This is a genomic window from Natronospira proteinivora, from assembly GCF_024170465.1.
GTDB classification, from domain to species: domain Bacteria; phylum Pseudomonadota; class Gammaproteobacteria; order Natronospirales; family Natronospiraceae; genus Natronospira; species Natronospira proteinivora.
The window spans coordinates 1,023,850-1,043,037 of the sequence record NZ_JALJYF010000002.1 but is presented as its reverse complement, the minus strand read 5'-3'; the positions used below and the strand labels follow the sequence as shown (position 1 = coordinate 1,043,037).

The following is a 19,188-nucleotide window of genomic DNA, read 5'->3' as shown; positions in this document are numbered from 1 at the left end:
CTGTCTCCCTAGTTGCGACCTGCTGCCTTGAGCAGCTCGTCCAGATCCAGTCCCAGGCGTTCCACGCGCTCGACAATCAGGGGCCATTCCTGCTCCAGAAATTGTTGGCGCTCAGAGGCTCGCAGCTTATCCACGGCACCGTCGCGCACGAACATGCCCCGGCCTCGACGCTTGTCCACCAATTCCTCGTCTTGCAAGGCCTGATAGGCCTTGAGCACAGTCAGGGGATTGATCTGGTATTCCGTAGCCACATTACGCACCGAGGGCAGGGCATCCCCCTCCGCAAGGGTTCCCTCCAGGATCATATCCACCACCCGGTCCCGCAACTGGCGATAAATGGGCTGATTGTCATTCCAGTCTTGATCCATGGTCTGCCTCGGCACTCTTGGGCCTGTCGGTTCCCGGCAAGCCGGTCGCGGTCACTACATTAACGGTTACCGATATATATCACCAGCCCACTAGCCAAACGGGCGGCCATCGGGTTCCCGGCGATACGCATGGCCGGGTCGGAAATGTACCAGTCCTGTTGGGCCATCTCGCCATTGAGCGAAGTTTGGAGCCAGTCCTGGCGTTGCTCGCGCAGGGCCTGACGGGCCTCGCTCAGCCCCAGGACCACCGACTGGTTGATAGCCAGGCGATCAAAGCTCTGGGCGTCCAGATCGTGGGTAGCGGCCTGGGCGGATACCGCCATCCCCGCCGTCAATGCGATCATCAAAATGCTTTGTTGAATCGTGCGTGCTTTCATTTTCCACCTCCGTGGGGCCTTGCCCCGTTTGCTGTTGTAGCTAACTATAACACCAAATCTGACGAATGCAAGGGGTGGGTGATTATTTTTTACCCATCGGGGCAACAGCAGGGGTGGCGCCGGGATGCTAGAATACGCGCCACTCGGGGGCCCTCCCCCAGCGGGGCCGCTGCGTTGGCAGCCCCGGGGCGACGAATCCACCACTCAATTCAAGGGAGCAGACGATGAAAGAACCGCTTCGCGTGACCATTACCGGGGCCGCCGGCCAGATCGGCTATGCCATGGCCTTCCGCATCGCCGCCGGCGACATGCTGGGCAAAGATCAGCCGGTGATTCTGCAGCTGTTGGAGATCCCCCCGGCCATGGACGCCCTTGAGGGCGTGGCCATGGAGCTGGATGACTGCGCCTTCCCCCTGCTGGCCGACATCGTCACCACCGACGACCCCTCGGTGGGCTTCAAGGACACGGATTTCGCGCTGCTGGTGGGTGCCAAACCCCGAGGCCCCGGCATGGAGCGCAAGGATCTGCTCAAGGAGAACGGCAAGATCTTCGGTCCTCAGGGCAAGGCCCTGAACGACCACGCCAGCCGTGATGTGAAAGTGCTGGTAGTAGGGAACCCGGCCAACACCAATGCCCTGATTGCCCAGGCCAATGCCCCGGATCTAAACCCGCGCAACTTCACGGCCATGACGCGGCTGGACCATAACCGGGCCCTGGGCCAACTGGCCAACAAGACCGGCAGCCACAACAGCCACATCAAGGGCATGATCATCTGGGGCAACCACAGCGCCACCCAGTATCCGGATATCAGCCAGTGCACCGTGGACGGCAAGGCCGCTGCCGAGCTGGTGGATGATGACTGGTACAAGGACAGCTTCATTCCCACCGTGCAGCAGCGCGGTGCCGCCATCATCAAGGCCCGCGGCGCCTCCTCCGCCGCCTCCGCTGCTTCCGCCGCCATTGATCACATGCATGACTGGCATCTGGGCAGCAACGGCGAGTGGGTAAGCATGGCCGTGCCCGCCGACGGCAGCTACGGCATCAAGGAAGGCGTCATCTACAGCTTCCCGGTCATCTGCAAAGGTGCCGATTACGAAATCGTTCAGGGATTGGAGATCAACGACTTCAGCCGCGAGCGCATGACCGCCACGGACGAGGAACTGCGCGAGGAACGGGAAGGCGTCAAGGAACTGCTCTGACTCTACCCTGAGCCAAGCCAAAAGCCCCGCCAGAACCGGCGGGGCTTTTTTGTTTGCGCGAGCCCCTTCCGGCATTGCCATTCCGGACGACAATCCAAGGACACCAGGGCCGGGGAGATCCGACCTCCATCGAAATCCCGGTCGGGCCTTGGCATAATCATCACGAATGGGGAACAAGGAAGGGGGAGCACGGCGGCCAACACCGCCGTCCAGTACAACGTGATCATCCTGCCACTGCATAAAAAGCCCAACCGCGAGAACTTCCCCTACGTCACCGCCGTCCTGTTGCTGCTCAACCTGTTGGTGTTCTTCGGCCTGCAAGGCAGTGACGGAAAGATCGAAGAGGATGGTGCCCGCTACTACCTGGAAAGCAGCCTGGCCGAGACCGAATGGGAATGGTTTGAACAGGCCGTTGAGCCAGCAGACCGCGCCCATTGGCAGCAATACCAGGAGGTGGAGGACTTGCGCGCCCAGGGCGCGCCCGATCTGTTCCTGGCCAGCTACCAGGCCCATGTAATTGAAGGCCACCCCCGTTTCCTGGACCAGGCCGAGGCCGGCGCCTTTGCCGAGCGGAGCAGCGAGGACTGGCAAGCCTGGGCCGATAAACGCCGGGAATACGAAGCCATCCTGGACGAAAGCTTCTCCCGTCAGTATCTGCTCAGTCAGCAGGATACCCGGCCACTTACATTCCTCACCCACATGTTCATGCACGGCAGCTTCATGCACCTGTTCGGCAATATGCTGTTTCTGGTCTTGCTGGGCCTGCTGGTGGAAGGGGCGCTTGGGCGGGGTCTGTTCCTGGGCAGCTATCTGGTCTCCGGCTTGGCAGCCGCCGGTCTTTCACTGGCGGTGAACTGGGGTAGTGCCGGGGGCATGCTGGGGGCATCCGGGGCCATTGCCGGGCTTATGGGGCTATATGCCGTGCTGTACGGGCGCCGCCGGGTGCGGTTCTTTTACTGGTTCTTTGTCTATTTTGATTATGTCCGGGCACCGGCGATTGTGCTGTTGCCGGCCTGGCTGGGCTGGGAGGTCTTTCAGTTCCTGCTGGACAGCGGCAGTAATGTGGCCTACGAGGCCCATATTGGCGGCCTGGTGGCCGGGGCCCTGATGGGCTTGGCGATTCGACGGCTGGGATTGGCCAGGGAGGCCTTTCTGGAGGAAGACAGCCGCCGGGAGGAAGATCAGGCGGCTTTGCGTGAAGCCCGCGAGGCCGTGGCCGACCTCAAGCCCGACCGGGCCAAACTCAAGCTTCGCCCCCTGCTGGAACGCCATCCCCATGATCCGGATGTCAATCGCTGCTGGTACGCCGCCTGCAAGTTAAAGACCGATGACCCGGAACGCCACCAGGCAGCCGAACAGATCTTTCTCATCCCCGGAGAAACCCCGCCCATCCGGGCCCTGATCGTGGAAACCCTCAAGGATTACCGACAGCAGGGCCGAATTCGCCTGCGCCCGGCCACCTTGCTTGAGTTAGCAGCTCGCCTGACCCGCTGGGGTGAACTGGAAGAGGCCAGTCGTCTGCTGCGGGCATTGCTCCGAACCCGCAAAGCGGTTCCAGGCTTGGCCGATGCCTGCCTGATGCTGGGCCGGCGACTGCTCCAGCAAAGCGGCATGGGAGCCGCCAAGCCCTATCTGGAGCAGGCCGAGGCCCGGGCAGAACGACCCGGCCAACGCCAGGCCGCCCGAACCCTGTTGAATCAGTAAGGACACTGCTAGGCCCCGGAGGGCTTCATACGACCCAACTGCCCGCCACCCTGGATGATCTCAACCAGGCGCTTCATGTCATCGGCCAGGGGATGCTCGGGATAACGCTGGCGCAACTGCTTGAGAATACCGGCCGCCTGTTGGCCCTTGCCTCGGCCGAACCACAGGGCCTTGGCCGCCAGGTAGTAATTCTCGGCCACATCCGGGTGATGGGGATGCTGTTTGGCGAAACCATTGGTGATCCGGATGATGGATTCATAATCCCCAAAACGATCCATCACCCGAGCCAGATCCAGTACCTGCTTGGGCTCCTTGGGCCTGAAGTCGGGGTCCTGCTTGAGTGACTCGGCGGCAATGTTCATGGCCTTTTTTTCCTGTTCCAGACCATAAAGCAGAACGGGGATATAGGCACGGGCATGTTCCAGCAGACCCGCCTCATCCTCTTTCAGCTTGAGCAGCCGCCGGTACTGATCATGCTCTTCGGGCAGACCGCCCTGATTGAGAGACTGTTTCAGGGATTGAACCGCCTCATCCACTTGGCCGTCCCTGACCAGCGCTCGGACTTCCTGAAGCAGGGGTGAATCGCCCCCCGCCTCCGGCGACTGGGGCGACTCGCTGGGCACCCGGGCATCCACTCCCAGAGCCTCATGGTTTTCGAAGATGAGATAGCCCATCAGATGGTAACTGGCGATCAGGAAATAACCCCCAATAAAGAACAGACCCACCGCCGTCATGGCGCCAAGCCCGGCCAGATTAACCAAGAGGGTTTCCGCCACACCCTGGCTAAGCAGCAACAGGGCCAGCAGCAATACCGCAATGAAGTAACCCCAGCCGATGCGGGTGATGACGGTCATCCAGCCCAGAGGGTTCAGGGCATTGAGCAGGCTGTTGGTCATCACCACGATCATGATGGCGGCCGGCAGGCAAAGGGCGAAGACCAGACCAGTGATCACCGTCAGGAAAACCGACCCGGTGGTGGCCACCACCAGCCCCAGCGTGAAATACAGAACAAACAACAGGCCGAACAGCTTCAACAGCATCCAGCTGGTACTGGCGCTTTGGGTCTCCGGCGGTGTCAATTGCCCATAGGCGGTGGCCTCCAGGCAGTCGGCGGCGAACTTGTAGAGCCCCACATAGGCAAGCAACACCAGTAACCAGCCGGCCAGAGGGAAATACATGCCCGCCAGGTACAACAGGGAGTAAAGACCCAGGGCCACCAGGCAGGCGGAATGCAGGGGGTAAAGGAATATCCTCGGCAAGCGTTCCCAGACCGGCGGAATACGCTCCTCATCGTCCAACAATGCCATAAAGCCCCCTTTTCCCATGTGCACGGCAGGTCAAAAACGTCATACTATTTCCCCAATACCGTTTATTCTGGGTAGTTTGATCCCATCGCGCAAGGGAGCGGATTATGACCGATCCAGTCTTGTTGATTACCGGGGCCTCCAGCGGCATCGGTGAGGAAACCGCCCGCCATGCCGTGCGGGCCGGCTATCGTGTGGTGATTGCCGCCCGCCGACAGGAACGGCTCGACGCGCTGGCGCGGGAACTGGGCGGACCGGACAAGACCCTGGCGCTGGGCTGCGATGTCACCGACGAGGCTTCCCAGAAGACGCTGGTGAAACGAAGTCTGGAACACTTCGGTCGCTTGGATGCCGTCTTCGCCAACGCCGGCCGTGGCGGCAGCCCGGGCGGCTTTGCCGAAGCCGACCCGGCCAGCTGGAAGGATCTGGTACTGACCAACATTTACGGCGTGGCCCTGACCATACAGGCCACGCTGCCGGCCCTGAAGGAAAGCGAAGGGCATATCATTCTTACCGGATCCGCCGCCGGACGAGCCACTATTCCCGGCTCCATGTACAGCGCCAGCAAGTGGGCGGTTACCGGCATCGGCTACAACTTGCGGGAAGAGTTGCGGGGCACGGGGATCAGGGTCACGCTGCTGGAACCCGGCGTGGTGGACACCCCCTTCTTCGACCAAACCCCGGAACAATACATGCTGCCCGAGGACATCGCCGCGGCGGTTCTCTATGCCCTGTCACAGCCTAAGCGGGTGGATGTGAACGAGATCCTGATCCGGCCAACACCCCTCAAGGCTTGATCAGCGCTCGCGAATCCGCAGAAAGGCATGTTCAATGCCTTCTTCGTCCAGTTCTGCCCGGGCCGCTTCGTGATCCACCCGCCAGATACCCGTAATGCGGCAGGATTGTTCACCCATGATGATGCGGTCCTGCCGGGTCAGACGATTGCGGGATTGCTGGTCCAGGCTGATGCGTGGGACCGAGGCAAAATGCAGCTCATTGGCGCACACCGGGCTGACTTCCACCAGGAAGTACTTATCGTCCCGGGTTCGGACCACCAGCTTCTCATCCAGGGAGAACCAGCGATCCACCGCCGGGTAGACCGTTTGATCCCGGGAGCCGGTGGCATGCCGCTCGTAGATTTCGGCAATGGATTCCCGTTCGGCCCGGCGTTCGCTGGCCGGTGAACCGGCACAGGCCATCACCACAAAGGGCAACAGGACGACCACCACCATCAGGGTATGATGAAATCGGGGTGCATGAATCATGGCCCGCCTCCTGTCGCTAGGGTCATACCCTTAAAAGATAGGGTTTCACCGCTTGCTTCACAAGCGTGGCTAGAAGCAGGGTTGAACGGCCCGCAAACGGGACAAGGTGGCCAGCACGTCTACAACCCGGGGCCGGGCCGCATCCACCGGGGTGCTACCGGCCAGACCATGCCAGTCCTCCCGGTCCAACCATTCGGCCAGCTTGCCGGGCAGGCCTTCCAGTCGGGCCGGACCTTCTTCTCCAATCAGGGCCATGAGAAGCCAGGCCACACCTCGCTGCAGGGAAGGGTCCTGCAATTGTTCCACCGCCGCCAGATTGATCTCGGCGGCCCCCACCGTTAGGCCGGTCTCCCGCACCCGGATTCGCATCCGTCCCTTGCGACCCAGAATAGCCTCCCGCAGGGCCGGCATCTTCAGAGTCCGAGCGACAGGCAGCAAATCCGGCCCGGCCACCGGTTCCGGTGGCTCACCGCCGATTTCCCGGGCCCTCCGGGTCACATCCAGGGGCTGGAAGGCTTTCATCTGAACCACGGTATCAGCCACAGGCAGATAATCCCCCGAGCCGCCCAGCACCAGCAGCGTGGATACCCCTTCCTCGGCCAGGCTGCGAATGCGGTCCACAAAGGGGGTGATAGGCTCCTCGTCCGCCGACACCAGTTGGCGCATGCGCTCATCGCGGATCAGGAAGTTGGTGGCCGAGGTGTCCTCATCCATCAACAGACAACGGCTGCCGGCCTCCAGGGCCTCCAGCAGGGCAGCGGCCTGGCTGGTACTCCCGGAAGCATCCTGACTGTGGAAACAGCGGGTATCGCTGCCCCCCGGCAACTCGCCGATGAAGGGGCTCAGATCGACACCGGCCACACTGCGGCCATCCTCGGCACGGATCTTCATGGTATCGGCACGGGTGACTACCGCCTCTCGGCCATCCCCGGCCACATGATCATGGATGCTTTCCTGCAAGGCAGAAAGCAAAGTGGACTTGCCGTGATAGCCACCACCCACAATGAGGGTGACGCCCGAGGGCAGCCCCATCCCGGCAATGGGACCGGCATTGGGCCGATCCAGGGTGACGCGCAGGGAATCCGGAGATTCGAAGGGCACGGCCTCGGGCAATGGCCCCTCCGAGACACCGGAAGCACGGGGCAGAACACTGCCGTCCGCCACAAAGGCCACCAGGCCCCGCTCGACCAGGGATCGACGCATGGCGGCCTGGTCTTCCACCACTTGGCAGTGGCGGATCATGGCATCGATATCCGCCCCTTCGGGGCAAAGAATCGCCTGCGCCACGGCGGGCAAGCGCTCCGTGAGGGCCTCGGCCGCCTGACGCCCCATGATCTTGCGTCCCCGGGCGGGCAAGGCCACTTTCAGGCGCAACTCCACGCCCGACTCGTCAAACAGCACGCAGCTTCGCTCCAGCACCGTTTGGCCACCGGCGTCGATGGACAGGACATTTTCCGTACGCGTCTCGGCACGGAAACAACGAGCCAACCAATCCCGGGCAGCCCGCCGTCGGTCGGGCCCGTCAAGCGCCGCATCGGGCAAGCGACATTGGGCCCAGGAGATCCGAAACCGCATTCGGCTTGGTGGTGCAAAAGGATCCGCCTGAACATGATCCACCAGCAGCTCCCGGCCAACCCCCAGGTCATGGCGACCCATGAGGCGCTTGTAGGCCTTATAGCTCCGGCCATCGATATTTCGGCATTGTTCATTGAGTGCGTTCATGGCGGCCAAGCCTGCACAGGCCGCCGGGCAGGGTCAAGCGCCATCAATGGCCGCCTACTCCCTTAACAGGCACCGGCGACTGTTTGTCGGCATCGGGCATCAGTTCACGAAAAACCGGCAGATCGGCCTCCAGGGCATCGCGGCGGGAGCGGGACGTTGGGTGGCTCGAGAGAAAAGCCGGTAGAGAGAGGGTGGCAGCCTCCATTCGCTCCCAGACTCGGACCGCTTCTTCAGGATCATAGCCGGCCTTGGCCATCAGCCGTGTCCCCAGGTAGTCGGCTTCGCTTTCATGGGTCCTGGAATAGGGCATTTCCATGGCAAACAGGGCGGCAAGCCCCAATGCCCCGAGCCAACGCTCGCCTTCATCAGGATCATCACTCAGTGCCGATGCGGCCAATAATGTCCCAGAGGAAACCAGCAGGCGCTGGCTGATGCGCTCACCACCATGGCGGGCAATCACATGGGCCACTTCATGGCCCATCACAGCGGCAACCCCTGCCTCATTTTCGAGAATCGGCATGATTCCCTGGAAAAAGACCACTTGGCCACTAGGGACCACAAAGGCATTCGCAGTGTCATCATCGATTAGATGGAAAGACCATTCCAGATCCCCGAAACCACGTGCCGCCAATTCCGGCTGGGCCACCGAAACAATGCGCCGACCGACACGCTGCAAGGTTTCATAATCCTGTCCTTCAACAATCTCCTGATGAGAACGCATCACCTGACTGAAAGCCTGATCGCCGAGCGCTTTCTCCAAATCCGGAGAGGTCAATAGCAACTGTTCCCGCTCCGTCTCTGGCACGGTCTGGCAAGCCATCAAGCATAGCGACAAGACAATCACGGCCACCGCCATCCGAACAGAGCTGCAAACGCCACGTGCCTGATCAGCCACCATCACATGACCTCCTGAAGGACCTTACCGGATTATAGCCGACCGATCGGTCGGGTGCGATGCCCTCATTGTCGGGGCACGGCGTGCTCGGACAATGGCATGCGGGCAAAAGAATCGGTAGGCTATAACGTTCGTTAATCTTTTGGACACTCACGGATATCGTCATGAATGGAAAAGTGCTTGCTCTGCTTGCCGGTCTTGTCTTAATTGCCAACACTTCACTATCTGCGGCTCCTATCATCCAACCAGGCGCGCCCGGCCAGGACAGTCGCATCATCGATGCGGAAAGCGCATCGGACTTGGCCAGTGTGGAATACAGCGAAGCGGATCTGCACTTCATGCAAGGCATGATCAGCCACCACTGGCAGGCGGTCGAGATGTCGGAACTGGTTCCAGAGCGCAGCAATAACAGCGCTATCCAGGATCTGGCAAAGCGGATCCTGGCTTCCCAGGAAGACGAAATCGAATTCATGGCGGACTGGCTGCGGGAGCGGGACGAATCAGTGCCGGGTCGTCACCACCATCATCATGATGACGAACATGGGGACATGCCCGGCATGGCCAGTGCCGAGGAAATGAATGAGCTGGAAGAAGCGACGGGCAATGACTTTGATGCCCTGTTCCTGACCCTCATGATCGAGCACCACAAAGGGGCGCTCACCATGGTGGACAATCTGCTGGCCCAGTCTGGTTCAGCCCAGGACCCGGTGCTGTATGAGTTCGCCAACGACGTGAATAATGATCAGGGTGCCGAGATCGAGCGCATGGACCGGCTGCTGGCGAGCCTGTCGCCGGATCCCCGCGTCAACCTGGCCGCCGGTTTTGACGATGCGGAAGATGCCATCTGGAACCTGGAACGGATTACCTCGTTGCCCAAACCGGCCGGCTTCCACGATCCGGAGAATCCGGCCGGCCTGCCCATGGAACGGCTGCGAGAACTGGCCGGGGAGGAAGCCGATGAAGACGAGGAAAGACCGGAACCCCGGCCGGCCCTGCTCAGCTTTGCGAACTCGGACATGGCTTTTGCCGACGACTTGATCGTGGTCGGCAACTACCACGGCTTCAAGCTGTATGACCGCAACGGGGGCGGCGAGCCTGAATTGATCAGCGCGGTGGTTTGCCCCGGCGGGCAAGGGGATGTCTCCGTGGTGGGGGACTTGCTGATCATGTCGGTGGAGCAGGCTCGCGGCCGTCTGGATTGCGGCCTGCAGGGCGTGGCCGAGTCCGTGAGTGAGGAGCGCTTCCGCGGCCTGCGTATCTTCGACATCAGCGATCTGAAAAAGCCGAAACAGGTGGCGGCCGTGCAAACCTGCCGTGGCTCCCACACCCACACCATCGTCTCCCGCCCGGAAGATGAGAACGGCAGCATCGTAGTCTACAACTCGGCCACCAGCTTCGTTCGGGATGACGAAGAGCTGGCTGGCTGCTCCGATGAACCGCCCCACCGGGATGAGGAAACCGCGCTGTATCGAATCGATATCGTCGAGATCCCTGTAGCCGAACCCGAATCAGCCCGTGTCGTGGACAGCCCTTTCGTGTTTGCCGATAAGGAAAGCGGTGACCCGGCCGGACTCTGGGCCGGTGGCGATCATGGCGAGGATACCCAGCGCAGCAATGTGACCAATCATTGCCATGACATCACCGTCTTCCCGGATCTGGAGATCGCCGCGGGGGCCTGCTCCGGCAACGGCATCCTGTTCGATATCTCAGACCCGATGAATCCGCAGCGTATTGATGAAGTGGTGGACGAGAACTTTGCCTACTGGCATTCGGCCACCTTCAACAACGATGGCGACAAGGTGATCTTCACCGATGAGTGGGGTGGCGGTACCCGGCCCCGTTGCCGGGCCTCCGACCCGGAGGAATGGGGGGCGGATGCCATCTTTGAAATCGTGGACGGTAAACTGGAATTCCGCAGCTACTACAAACTGCCGGTACCCCAGAGTGAGCAGGAAAACTGTGTCGCCCACAATGGATCCATCGTGCCGGTACCGGGCCGGGATCTCTTCGTTCAGGCCTGGTACCAGGGCGGCATATCACTGGTGGATTTCACCGATGCCTCCAATCCCAAGGAGATTGCCTTCTTTGCTCGCGGCCCCATCGATGAAGAGGAACTGGTGATGGGCGGCTATTGGTCCACCTATTGGCATCAGGACCGCATCTACGGCACCGAGATCGCCCGGGGGCTGGATGTGTTTCGGCTGACTCCCAGTGATTACCTGTCCGAGAACGAAATCCAGGCAGCCAAGCGGGCCGCTGAAGGTTCGGTATTCAACCCCCAGAAGCAAACCCGCATCCACTGGCCGGATGAGCCGATGGTGGCCCAGGCCTATCTGGACCAACTGGCACGCGGCCAGGATCTGCCCGAAGACCGCATCACGACCCTGAGGTCCCTGCTTGATGAACTCAGTGATGATGGGGCTCAGGCAGAGGACAATGGCGAAGCAGTAGCCACCTTGCGTGACATGGCCCGCTCCCTCCATCAGAAAGCAGGTGACAGCAATACAATCACCGACAAGCGCCTGCGGCGCCTGAGTGAGACCCTTAGCGGCATCGCGGATCAGCTTTAAGAAACCGACGATCCCCGGTGCGGCGAGCGCCGGGGATCGTACGGCTTGCCCGGGCCCGTCTCTTTGCTGCACTTTGGCCGGGGTCTTGCCGATGATTCAAGGGATTGACTGCTAGATCTGCCAAGCGTAACTCATCTTTATAAAAACCCGACGACCATCCAGGGATAATTCCTCGCTGCTTTGCCCACTGCGTCGATCGGAAAAACCGGCAATGAATTCAGAGCGGGGATCCAGGCGCCAAGTGAAGGTGGCCTGATTGGCCCAAACGGTTTCGTCCTCTCCTTCTCCTTCCCCATAGAGGGCGCTGTTTCGTTCCACTTCCGACCATTGGGAGATCAAACGAAAGGAAGTGCGCAGACCCAGATACCAACCGGCCCGTAACTCCTGGGTAGTGGCCGTGTACAGACGTCCGGCGGCCAAATCCAGATATTCCCGCTGGTAACGCAGATCCACTTCCACATGGCGGCCGATGTCAGCACGCAAGCGATGAGCCTTTCGCCCGAACTGACCATCACGCAGCCCCACAAAATCAATCTGATCCCCACCGCTTGCCTCGGTTTCCAGGCTAAGTCCCCTCAGAGGCTCGAACTGGAATCGAGCGGACCAGCGGTCGCCATCAAAACGCTGCCCGCCATGCCACTGCTCATAGCGTTCGCCGGACAGATCCAGGCTGGATTGCCAGATACCACTGAGACCCAACTCCGCCTGGTCCTCTCGCAGCAAGGGTTGATTGTCTTCGCTGGTATCACTGCGACGATGACTCAACTGAAAGTCCACTTCATCCAGCATGCCCACACCGCCACCAAACCAGCGGGCCCCCGCCCAGCCGGCATTCTCCTGGAAACCGGTCTGGGGCATGAAGCCCAGATCGGCCCGAAACTCGGCATCCCGGTGGTCATGACTAAGACCGGCATACACATTGCGCCGCTCATGTTGGTAATTCAGGTAACGGGCCTGGCCCTGGTCAGTACCAGGCGGCTCCTCACCATCATCGGTGGACAATACATCCCGGGTTTCACTACGAGCCCACTGATAGCGCAGGGTGTCCCGGCGGCTGGGGCGCAGCTGGCCGTCCACACTCAACACCGTGTTCTCGTAGTCCTCGGCGGAGCGGTGGGTCGCCAGCATGCCCACGCCGGAATCAGCCAGGACATCCCGACGTAAACGAAAGGCGGTGGACTCACTGGCCTGATCCAGGCGCAGGAAATCGGCGGATTCCGGCCCCGGGCGAATCAGATTGAGTTGACGATCCCGCACATGGAAAAGCCCCGTGGCCTGGGCACCCAACTGGCCGGCCAATTTGAGACCGGCGGAGGGCTCGATGAGGTTGCGGGTCTGCACAGACTCCATGGGTGTCTGAAAGACATCCGCCGACTCCTGGAAAAAGGGGCGGCGCTCCTCACGCTGGACACCGAAAGGTTCATTGACATCCAGCTCCAAAGGATCCGCCGCCACCTGAGAGAAATCGGGGTTCACGGTGCCGGTAAGGGTCAAGCCCGGCGTAATGGCCCATTGGGCGGTCAGGCCCAGATTGCTGTCCTGCTCACGGGACATGCCGGTGCCGGACTCCGCTGGAAAGGTACGTTGTCCCAGGGACAGCTCGGGGGTCAGCTCCAGACTGCGGCCACTGCGGGTATCGGCAAACCCGCGAACCTGCTGCACCTGACAGAGATAACAATCCTGGCCCCGCGCCAGGGGGCTCAGCGCAAAGCGGCGACTGTAGTCACGGGGATAAAAACGAACCAGGTCCAGGCCCCAGGTCATGGGATCCTGACTGGCGGGAAAGCGCAGAGAACTGAAGGGAATGGCAATCTCCACCTCATAGCCGTCCTCGGTCAGTCGCCCGGCTGATTCCCAGATAAACTCGTAACTGCTGTCCTCGGTACCGGCCAGTTCATTGATGAACAGATCCGACTGCACCCCCAGGGGATTGACGAACAGCTGATACCCCCGGCGCTGGCCGTTGTAGGGGTCCAGGGTGACCGAGACCATGTCATCACCGAAGATGTCATCCCGCTCACGATAATAGGCCCGTACCCGGCTCGGATCCGGGTCATAGGCCCGAAACCCCACATAGAGATGGGTATCGCTGTACATCAGCAGGGCCTCGGTGCGCACCGGCGCCTCGATGTTCTCCCCCGGGGAAGTCTCATAGGGCAGTTCCATCACCAAGGCCTCGGACCAGGCGGCCTCGTCCAGCTGCCCATCCACCGTGATGGCTGCCTCGGTACGCGGCACATCCGGCGGCATTCCAGCTTCCACCATACACGGGGCAACCACCATGAATCCGGCAAACATCAAGGCCGGTAGAAAAGCGCACAGTCGCAAAGGAAAAACCGGCACGAAACGCCTCCCGGGGTCAGGAAAGGAAAGGCGGCATAAGGTACTGAGAGCGAGGAAAGCAATCAAGCGAGAAGGGAATCAACGGGCCCCATTCCCGTGTCAATGGGCACCTCATGTCAACAGTGGCTTCGACGCACTGCAGGTACCCGCGAGGTCGGTATTCGCCAGCCTTTTGACACACCATCCTGGGGCAATGACCGAACATGGTCTATGTTTAGGGTCTAGACCAGACTTGACTATTTGGTACGATATCGTACTATTGGGCTAAGTGCTTGATGGTGCGGGTAATAGGGGAATCACGGCATTATGGCTATCTGGCGTAACCGCGAGGATCGCTACGGCCTCATTCATGTGGCCCTGCACTGGATCACAGCTCTGTCTGTGATCGGCCTGTTCGCCCTTGGGGTCTGGATGGTAGGGCTGGGCTATTACGATGGCTGGTATAACCGGGCCCCGTGGATTCACAAATCCGCTGGCATGATACTCTTCGGACTGGTGATCTTTCGGGTGATCTGGCGACTGATCAATCCGCTGCCCAAACCGGCGCCGGGGACCCGCCCCTGGGAGGCCCGTGTCGCCCACCTGGCCCATATCGGCATCTATCTGCTGTTGTTCGGCATTCTCATCAGCGGCTACATGATTCCCACCGCCCGTGGAGCGCCCATCAGTGTATTTGGCTGGTTCGACATTCCCGCCCTGCCGGCGGTGGTGGAACAGCAGGAATCCGTGGCGGGCGCCTGGCATGAATGGACGGCCTGGATTCTCATGGCGTTGGTGGTGATCCATGCCGCCGCCGCGCTCAAGCATCACTTTTTCAATCGGGATGACACGCTCCGGCGCATGCTGGGTCTGTCACCCCGTCAGTCAGTTACAAACGGAGGAGAGAAAGAATGAAGATCAACAAGCTCACATCCCTACTGGCAGCCCTGCTGCTGGCACCGGCCGCCGCCACGGCGGCGACCTATGACATCGATACCGAAGGTCAGCACGCCTTTATCGACTTCAAGGTGAATCACCTTGGTTTCGCCTGGCTGCATGGCCGCTTCAACGATTTCGACGGCCATTTCAGCTTTGATCCGGAAGACCCGGAAGCCGCCAGTACGGAAATCACTATCCAGACCGAGAGTGTTGACAGTAACCATGCCGAGCGGGATCGCCACCTGCGTAGTGACGATTTCCTGCATGTGGATGAGTATCCGGAGGCCCGTTTCGTCAGCACCGAGAGCAAGCTGGACAGTGACGGCAACGGCACGGTCACTGGTGAATTGACCCTCCACGGCACCACCCGGGAAGTGACCCTCGATGTCGAACATATCGGGGCCGGGGAAGACCCCTGGGGTGGCATCCGTCGTGGTTTCTATGCCACCACCAAGTTCGACATGCGTGACTTTGGCATTGATGAAGAAGGCAACCTTGGGGATGCTGGCCAAGATGTAAAACTCAGCATCTCCGTGGAAGGCATCCAGCGCTAACACCATCCTTGTAAACAATAATAGGATGATAATATCAGGGGAGGCATTCGATAGAATGCCTCCCTTTTTTCGGACAGGTACCGGCCTGTGCGATAGGGGCTCAGCTGACACCCCTTGGCTGGGGAGACAGCCGGGCGTAACATGAAGTCATGACAAGTCTGATGCCCACACCCAAGGAGGCCCCATGAAAGGTGACAGCGGTGTACTGGACTACCTGAATCGTGCTCTACGCAGCGAACTGACCGCCATCAACCAATACGTGTTGCATGCCCATCTACTGGAGGATTGGGGCCTGGAGCGGCTCTACAGCATCGGCTTTGCCCACGCAAAGGACGAGATGCACCACGCCGAGACCCTGATCAAGCGCATTCTATTCCTGGAAGGTCATCCGGAGATGCAACGGTTGGATGAAATGCTTATCGGGCGGGATGTAAAGCAAATTCTGGAAAATGACCTCAAGGCCGAAGACAGTGCCATCAAGCTTTACCGTGAAGCGGCGGCCCACTGTGAAAAGGTTCAGGATTACGCTTCCCGGGATCTCTTTACCGGCTTGATCGCCGATGAAGAGGGACACTATGATTTCCTTGAGACGGAGCTGGAGCTGATCGAGAAAATGGGCCTGGAAAACTACAATCAAAACCAGGCCCGGGCAAAAGCCGAATAAGGCCTTGATAAAGGCTTTCCATAGCTAAAACAGCCAAGCCAGCCCCCGCCTGTGCCGGGGCTGGTTCTTTTTGGCTGATTCATCGAACAGGTACTCTGCCGAGACCAGTTTCAGTGATTCGAATCAGAATGACCTTCTCGCCTGGAATGCCTTGCCATGCGTTCACGCTCGACTACCAGCCATTGCGGCTCAGGTTCGGGGGTTTGCTCGGGCTTTTTTTCAATGCCAAGCCGCTTCAGCCGAATCATGGTCAGCTGAGCGGTGACGGAACAGAACGCTAGACAAAAAACAAATACGGACAGAGGGCTTGCCGCTTCCCCGTTCTGCAAGGGGGTAACAATGGGCATTCCGAAGTCACTCCCCAGAAAGCTCAATCCCAGGAGAAAGACAGTCAGCGCGAAACACAGCAGCGCAGTGAGATAGCTGTCCGACTTGGGCAAGCTTGGAATATGGAGATAAAGCCAATAACCCACCGGATAACCAAGCAAACAGGCTATTCCGAGAAACAGCACTTCGGCAAACATCCCTGGCCACCTCCATTAAATCATTAGCAGGCGCATCATTTCGCCGAAGGCATCTAGTACCAAACCTGTATATCCTCGATATCGGAATGTCGGACAGGCACTTCCATATACCCACCCCGCATACGGCGCTCGATAATAAGTTGTCCCCCCTCGACTTCTTTCAAGCGGCCCTCTCTCTCCCGCCCATCCTGAAGCGTGATCCTCACCGAAGCATCTCGATGTTGGGCAATATCATCGATAGATACCGTCTTCCAGCCAGGTTGGACAAGCTGGCCAGTTTCATCATCCTCCGTGGAGGCAGAATCACCGTCATCGCTTCTGGTCCAGGACCGCCTGGCACCGGTCAACGCTTCCTGCTCTTCACGGCTTGCTGTCCGCAGGTCGAGGCGGCCCAGATCTTGCCCTTCAATGGAAACGCTAATATTGAGATTTCTCAGCAGACGAGAGAGAGAAACGCCTTGCGCGAAGAGGCTGAACACATCACCCGTGGGGATAATCTGAGCACTCAACATGCCGGGATCGTCAAGGAATTCTCTGTAGGCGGCCACCATATCCGGACCGGCCACCAAGCCTTCCTCCAGCCAACGTAACTGCCACTGCTCCACATGATGATCAATGTATTCGTCCAGCGGCATATCCATTTCATCGGCGCAAAACTCCATGACTCGCTCATAATAGCCGAGATCTTCATACTCCATGTTGACCGAGCCGATATACATGGAAGTTGCTGCCATATACAAGTCCTGAAGATGATCGGAATGGGCGTCCATTTCCATACTGGCACTGAAATACGTTCGACTGATCCCTTCCGCGACGGCATCCAGTGACCAATTGATCGCATCAATATTACCCGTTGTCTCATACCCCATATCAATGAAGCCCGTGAAGGTAAAGAAACCCATTCGGGTCATATCTCGGCTACTGAAAACCAGGCGATCACCGCAGCCAGCCGCTTCGAATGGCAGTCCCATGCCAAGGCCCCCTTCCTCCATTGACTCAAACATGAAGCTATCGAAAGGAAGCCGCGCACCACGAAGAGAAACACCGAGCTCCGAGGGAAGTCGGCCTTCCTGCAGGGTCTGGTTGATCTGCATCAGATTGAACAGCCCGCCGGTCCGGATGGCAGCCCGGCGGACAGCAATATCCTCATGGCTTTCATGGGGAAAGAAGCGCAGACGGTTGATACGGGCTTCACCCGAAAGGGAAAAACTGGCGCCGCCATGCTCCAGGCGGCCAAACGGCGCAAGCTGGCGGCCAATATCATCCACCGCACGATTGATCTGGTGGACCTGGTAATAGTAAGAGGCGCCGGCCGCGACCAGCACAGCGATGAGACCATAGACAAGTTTTCGCACCTGCTCCCCCTCCCGGCAGGGTTATAAATCCCCATTTTGTGGGCACTCTATCGATGCTGGGAGAAGAAGGCAAGGTAGGTACGGCATCCGTTTCAGGATGCCGAATTTGGCGAAATAAAAAGGCCCCGCCGAAGCGGGGCCTTGTATCAAGGGTTACTGTCAGATTGAACAATCCGGCCGTCACCGGCGGGTTGCCACCTCTACGCCCTTGTCCTCCAGTCGTTCATGGACCTCTTCACGAATGTCCGGGTCGGTCTGCATGGCAATCTCGACGTCGCGATACTCATCCACATCCATGCCTGCATCCCGAATCGCCTCCGTCTCGGCCTCATTAGCACGCTGGCGAAGCTGTTGTGCTTCCTGTGGTTCGTCTGCCTCACGGGCCCTCTCGGTATATTCCTCGCGGGCTTCCTTGGCTTCAGCATAGGCCTCCACAAACTGCTCGATTTGCTCATCAGAAATATCCTGGGCCTCTTGCTGCTGCTCCATGGGCTGAGCTTCCTGCTCCTGAGGCTGTTGTTGTGGTTGCTCCTGCTGAGGTTGAGCAATCACCAGTGGGCTTGCCAGAAAGCTGGCACCGATTGCGATGGAAAGGGTTTTGCGGATCGTCATAATGACCTCCTCGCTGCTTGCACGTCAGATCTTGAGCCGCAACGGAGAAAATGCAACCTCCATGCCAGTGATCACCACTTGCTGCCAAGCCTCGTGAAGGCGCACTTTCCGGGACTTGCCGGGCTTGTAGCGCATACCCTGGTGCGCGAAACGGGCTTAACCACTGTCAAATTTTATGACATGTTTCCCGATTAACCGTCCATTCGGGTAACATTCGCCATTGCTGGCACGGCGGTTTCCGGCAAGTGCCATGACCTACTGCGCCCGGCCGGAAGGCCCGGCGCAGTAGGTGCGGTTTCTCACCCTGAACACCCGCTTGGTCGGACCTTAAGGGACAGTAACCGCTTGGCGTATAGCAGGGTTAACATTAACGTTGCCGACGCTTCATCACTAGCTCCCAATGCCCAGTGTGTTCGCAGACTTTCTCCGTCACCGCCTCGAATCCAGAGCGCTTATAAAATTCGATTGTCTTCCGGTTTTCCTTGTAGACATCGATGGTGAGCTCTCGGCGTAGTTGCTTGGCTCGCTCTAGCAGAACGCGGCCCATGCCTTGGCCTTGACAGGCGGGGGCCACGAACAAGGCGGCAAGCTGGTTTCCATATAAGGAGAAAAACCCCTTGACCGATTGACCGTCATCGTAGACATACGTCTCGGAACCGGGAATATATACTTCACGCATGGCTTCGGTCTTCGACCGCCAGAATTCGGCATCAATAAAATCATGCGCGGCAATTGACGCCTGCAGCCAAATATCGATGATTGAGTCCATGTCGCCTGGATTAACGCGTCGGATCATGAGCAACTCCTGTTACAA

18 protein-coding genes are annotated in these 19,188 nt (G+C 59.5%); 7 read left to right on the top strand and 11 right to left on the bottom strand.

Going from position 1 to position 19,188, the window contains the following annotated elements:
* Positions 1 to 8: 8 nt before the first annotated feature.
* Both J2T60_RS11705 and J2T60_RS11700 read right to left on the bottom strand, forming a co-directional pair.
* A complete protein-coding gene (locus tag J2T60_RS11705) occupies positions 9 to 368 on the bottom strand; it encodes a GntR family transcriptional regulator (RefSeq protein WP_253450363.1) in 360 nt (119 codons plus the stop codon).
* 59 nt (positions 369 to 427) lie between these two features.
* Positions 428 to 745, bottom strand: a complete 318-nt coding sequence (locus J2T60_RS11700) for a hypothetical protein (protein ID WP_253450360.1) — start codon at positions 743 to 745, stop codon at positions 428 to 430.
* Between the two features lie 224 nt (positions 746 to 969).
* On the opposite strand from J2T60_RS11700, the gene J2T60_RS11695 reads away from it, so the two are divergent.
* The gene (locus tag J2T60_RS11695) at positions 970 to 1,944 is read left to right on the top strand and encodes a malate dehydrogenase (protein WP_253450356.1); all 975 of its coding nucleotides are present in this window, start codon (positions 970 to 972) and stop codon (positions 1,942 to 1,944) included.
* A gap of 219 nt (positions 1,945 to 2,163) precedes the next feature.
* On the top strand, positions 2,164 to 3,648 hold the full coding sequence (locus J2T60_RS11690) for a rhomboid family intramembrane serine protease (protein WP_366518311.1): 1,485 nt from the start codon (positions 2,164 to 2,166) through the stop codon (positions 3,646 to 3,648).
* A gap of 8 nt (positions 3,649 to 3,656) precedes the next feature.
* Here the strand turns inward: J2T60_RS11690 and J2T60_RS11685 are convergent, their stop codons facing one another.
* Positions 3,657 to 4,955 carry a tol-pal system YbgF family protein gene (locus tag J2T60_RS11685; RefSeq protein WP_253450353.1) on the bottom strand — a complete coding sequence of 433 codons (1,299 nt, stop codon included), beginning with the start codon at positions 4,953 to 4,955 and terminating at the stop codon, positions 3,657 to 3,659.
* 104 nt (positions 4,956 to 5,059) lie between these two features.
* On the opposite strand from J2T60_RS11685, the gene J2T60_RS11680 reads away from it, so the two are divergent.
* On the top strand, positions 5,060 to 5,749 hold the full coding sequence (locus J2T60_RS11680) for an SDR family oxidoreductase (protein ID WP_253450350.1): 690 nt from the start codon (positions 5,060 to 5,062) through the stop codon (positions 5,747 to 5,749).
* On the opposite strand, the gene J2T60_RS11675 is transcribed toward J2T60_RS11680, so the two are convergent.
* From J2T60_RS11675 to J2T60_RS11665, 3 genes are all read right to left on the bottom strand, one after another.
* Positions 5,750 to 6,217: a DUF6491 family protein gene (locus tag J2T60_RS11675; RefSeq protein WP_253450347.1), complete on the bottom strand. Its 468-nt coding sequence runs from the start codon at positions 6,215 to 6,217 to the stop codon at positions 5,750 to 5,752.
* Positions 6,218 to 6,286: 69 nt separating this feature from the next.
* Positions 6,287 to 7,939, bottom strand: coding sequence for an ABC-ATPase domain-containing protein (locus J2T60_RS11670; RefSeq protein WP_253450344.1), 1,653 nt, complete (start codon positions 7,937 to 7,939; stop codon positions 6,287 to 6,289).
* Positions 7,940 to 7,982: 43 nt separating this feature from the next.
* Complete coding sequence (locus J2T60_RS11665) at positions 7,983 to 8,837, bottom strand: M48 family metallopeptidase (protein ID WP_253450341.1); 855 nt, start codon at positions 8,835 to 8,837, stop codon at positions 7,983 to 7,985.
* A 161-nt stretch (positions 8,838 to 8,998) separates the two neighbouring features.
* Between J2T60_RS11665 and J2T60_RS11660 the strand changes: the two genes are divergently transcribed.
* Positions 8,999 to 11,404, top strand: a complete 2,406-nt coding sequence (locus J2T60_RS11660; RefSeq protein WP_253450338.1) for a DUF305 domain-containing protein — start codon at positions 8,999 to 9,001, stop codon at positions 11,402 to 11,404.
* A gap of 111 nt (positions 11,405 to 11,515) precedes the next feature.
* On the opposite strand, the gene J2T60_RS11655 is transcribed toward J2T60_RS11660, so the two are convergent.
* Positions 11,516 to 13,654, bottom strand: coding sequence for a carbohydrate binding family 9 domain-containing protein (locus tag J2T60_RS11655; protein ID WP_253450335.1), 2,139 nt, complete (start codon positions 13,652 to 13,654; stop codon positions 11,516 to 11,518).
* Between the two features lie 399 nt (positions 13,655 to 14,053).
* On the opposite strand from J2T60_RS11655, the gene J2T60_RS11650 reads away from it, so the two are divergent.
* From J2T60_RS11650 to bfr, 3 genes are all read left to right on the top strand, one after another.
* Positions 14,054 to 14,641 (top strand): cytochrome b, encoded by a 588-nt coding sequence (locus J2T60_RS11650; RefSeq protein WP_253450332.1) that lies wholly within the window; start codon positions 14,054 to 14,056, stop codon positions 14,639 to 14,641.
* On the top strand, positions 14,638 to 15,219 hold the full coding sequence (locus J2T60_RS11645; RefSeq protein ID WP_253450329.1) for a YceI family protein: 582 nt from the start codon (positions 14,638 to 14,640) through the stop codon (positions 15,217 to 15,219). The genes J2T60_RS11650 and J2T60_RS11645 overlap by 4 nt, the downstream gene beginning before the upstream one ends.
* A gap of 184 nt (positions 15,220 to 15,403) precedes the next feature.
* Positions 15,404 to 15,883 carry a bacterioferritin gene (gene bfr, locus J2T60_RS11640; protein WP_253450326.1) on the top strand — a complete coding sequence of 160 codons (480 nt, stop codon included), beginning with the start codon at positions 15,404 to 15,406 and terminating at the stop codon, positions 15,881 to 15,883.
* A gap of 110 nt (positions 15,884 to 15,993) precedes the next feature.
* On the opposite strand, the gene J2T60_RS11635 is transcribed toward bfr, so the two are convergent.
* The 4 genes from J2T60_RS11635 to J2T60_RS11620 all read right to left on the bottom strand — a co-directional run bounded on the left by J2T60_RS11635 (position 15,994) and on the right by J2T60_RS11620 (position 19,170).
* Positions 15,994 to 16,407, bottom strand: a complete 414-nt coding sequence (locus J2T60_RS11635; protein ID WP_253450323.1) for a hypothetical protein — start codon at positions 16,405 to 16,407, stop codon at positions 15,994 to 15,996.
* 53 nt (positions 16,408 to 16,460) lie between these two features.
* Complete coding sequence (locus J2T60_RS11630; protein ID WP_253450322.1) at positions 16,461 to 17,762, bottom strand: aq_1923 C-terminal domain; 1,302 nt, start codon at positions 17,760 to 17,762, stop codon at positions 16,461 to 16,463.
* A 180-nt stretch (positions 17,763 to 17,942) separates the two neighbouring features.
* Positions 17,943 to 18,374, bottom strand: coding sequence for a DUF4168 domain-containing protein (locus J2T60_RS11625; RefSeq protein WP_253450319.1), 432 nt, complete (start codon positions 18,372 to 18,374; stop codon positions 17,943 to 17,945).
* 367 nt (positions 18,375 to 18,741) lie between these two features.
* The gene (locus J2T60_RS11620) at positions 18,742 to 19,170 is read right to left on the bottom strand and encodes an N-acetyltransferase (protein WP_253450317.1); all 429 of its coding nucleotides are present in this window, start codon (positions 19,168 to 19,170) and stop codon (positions 18,742 to 18,744) included.
* Positions 19,171 to 19,188 lie beyond the last annotated feature (18 nt).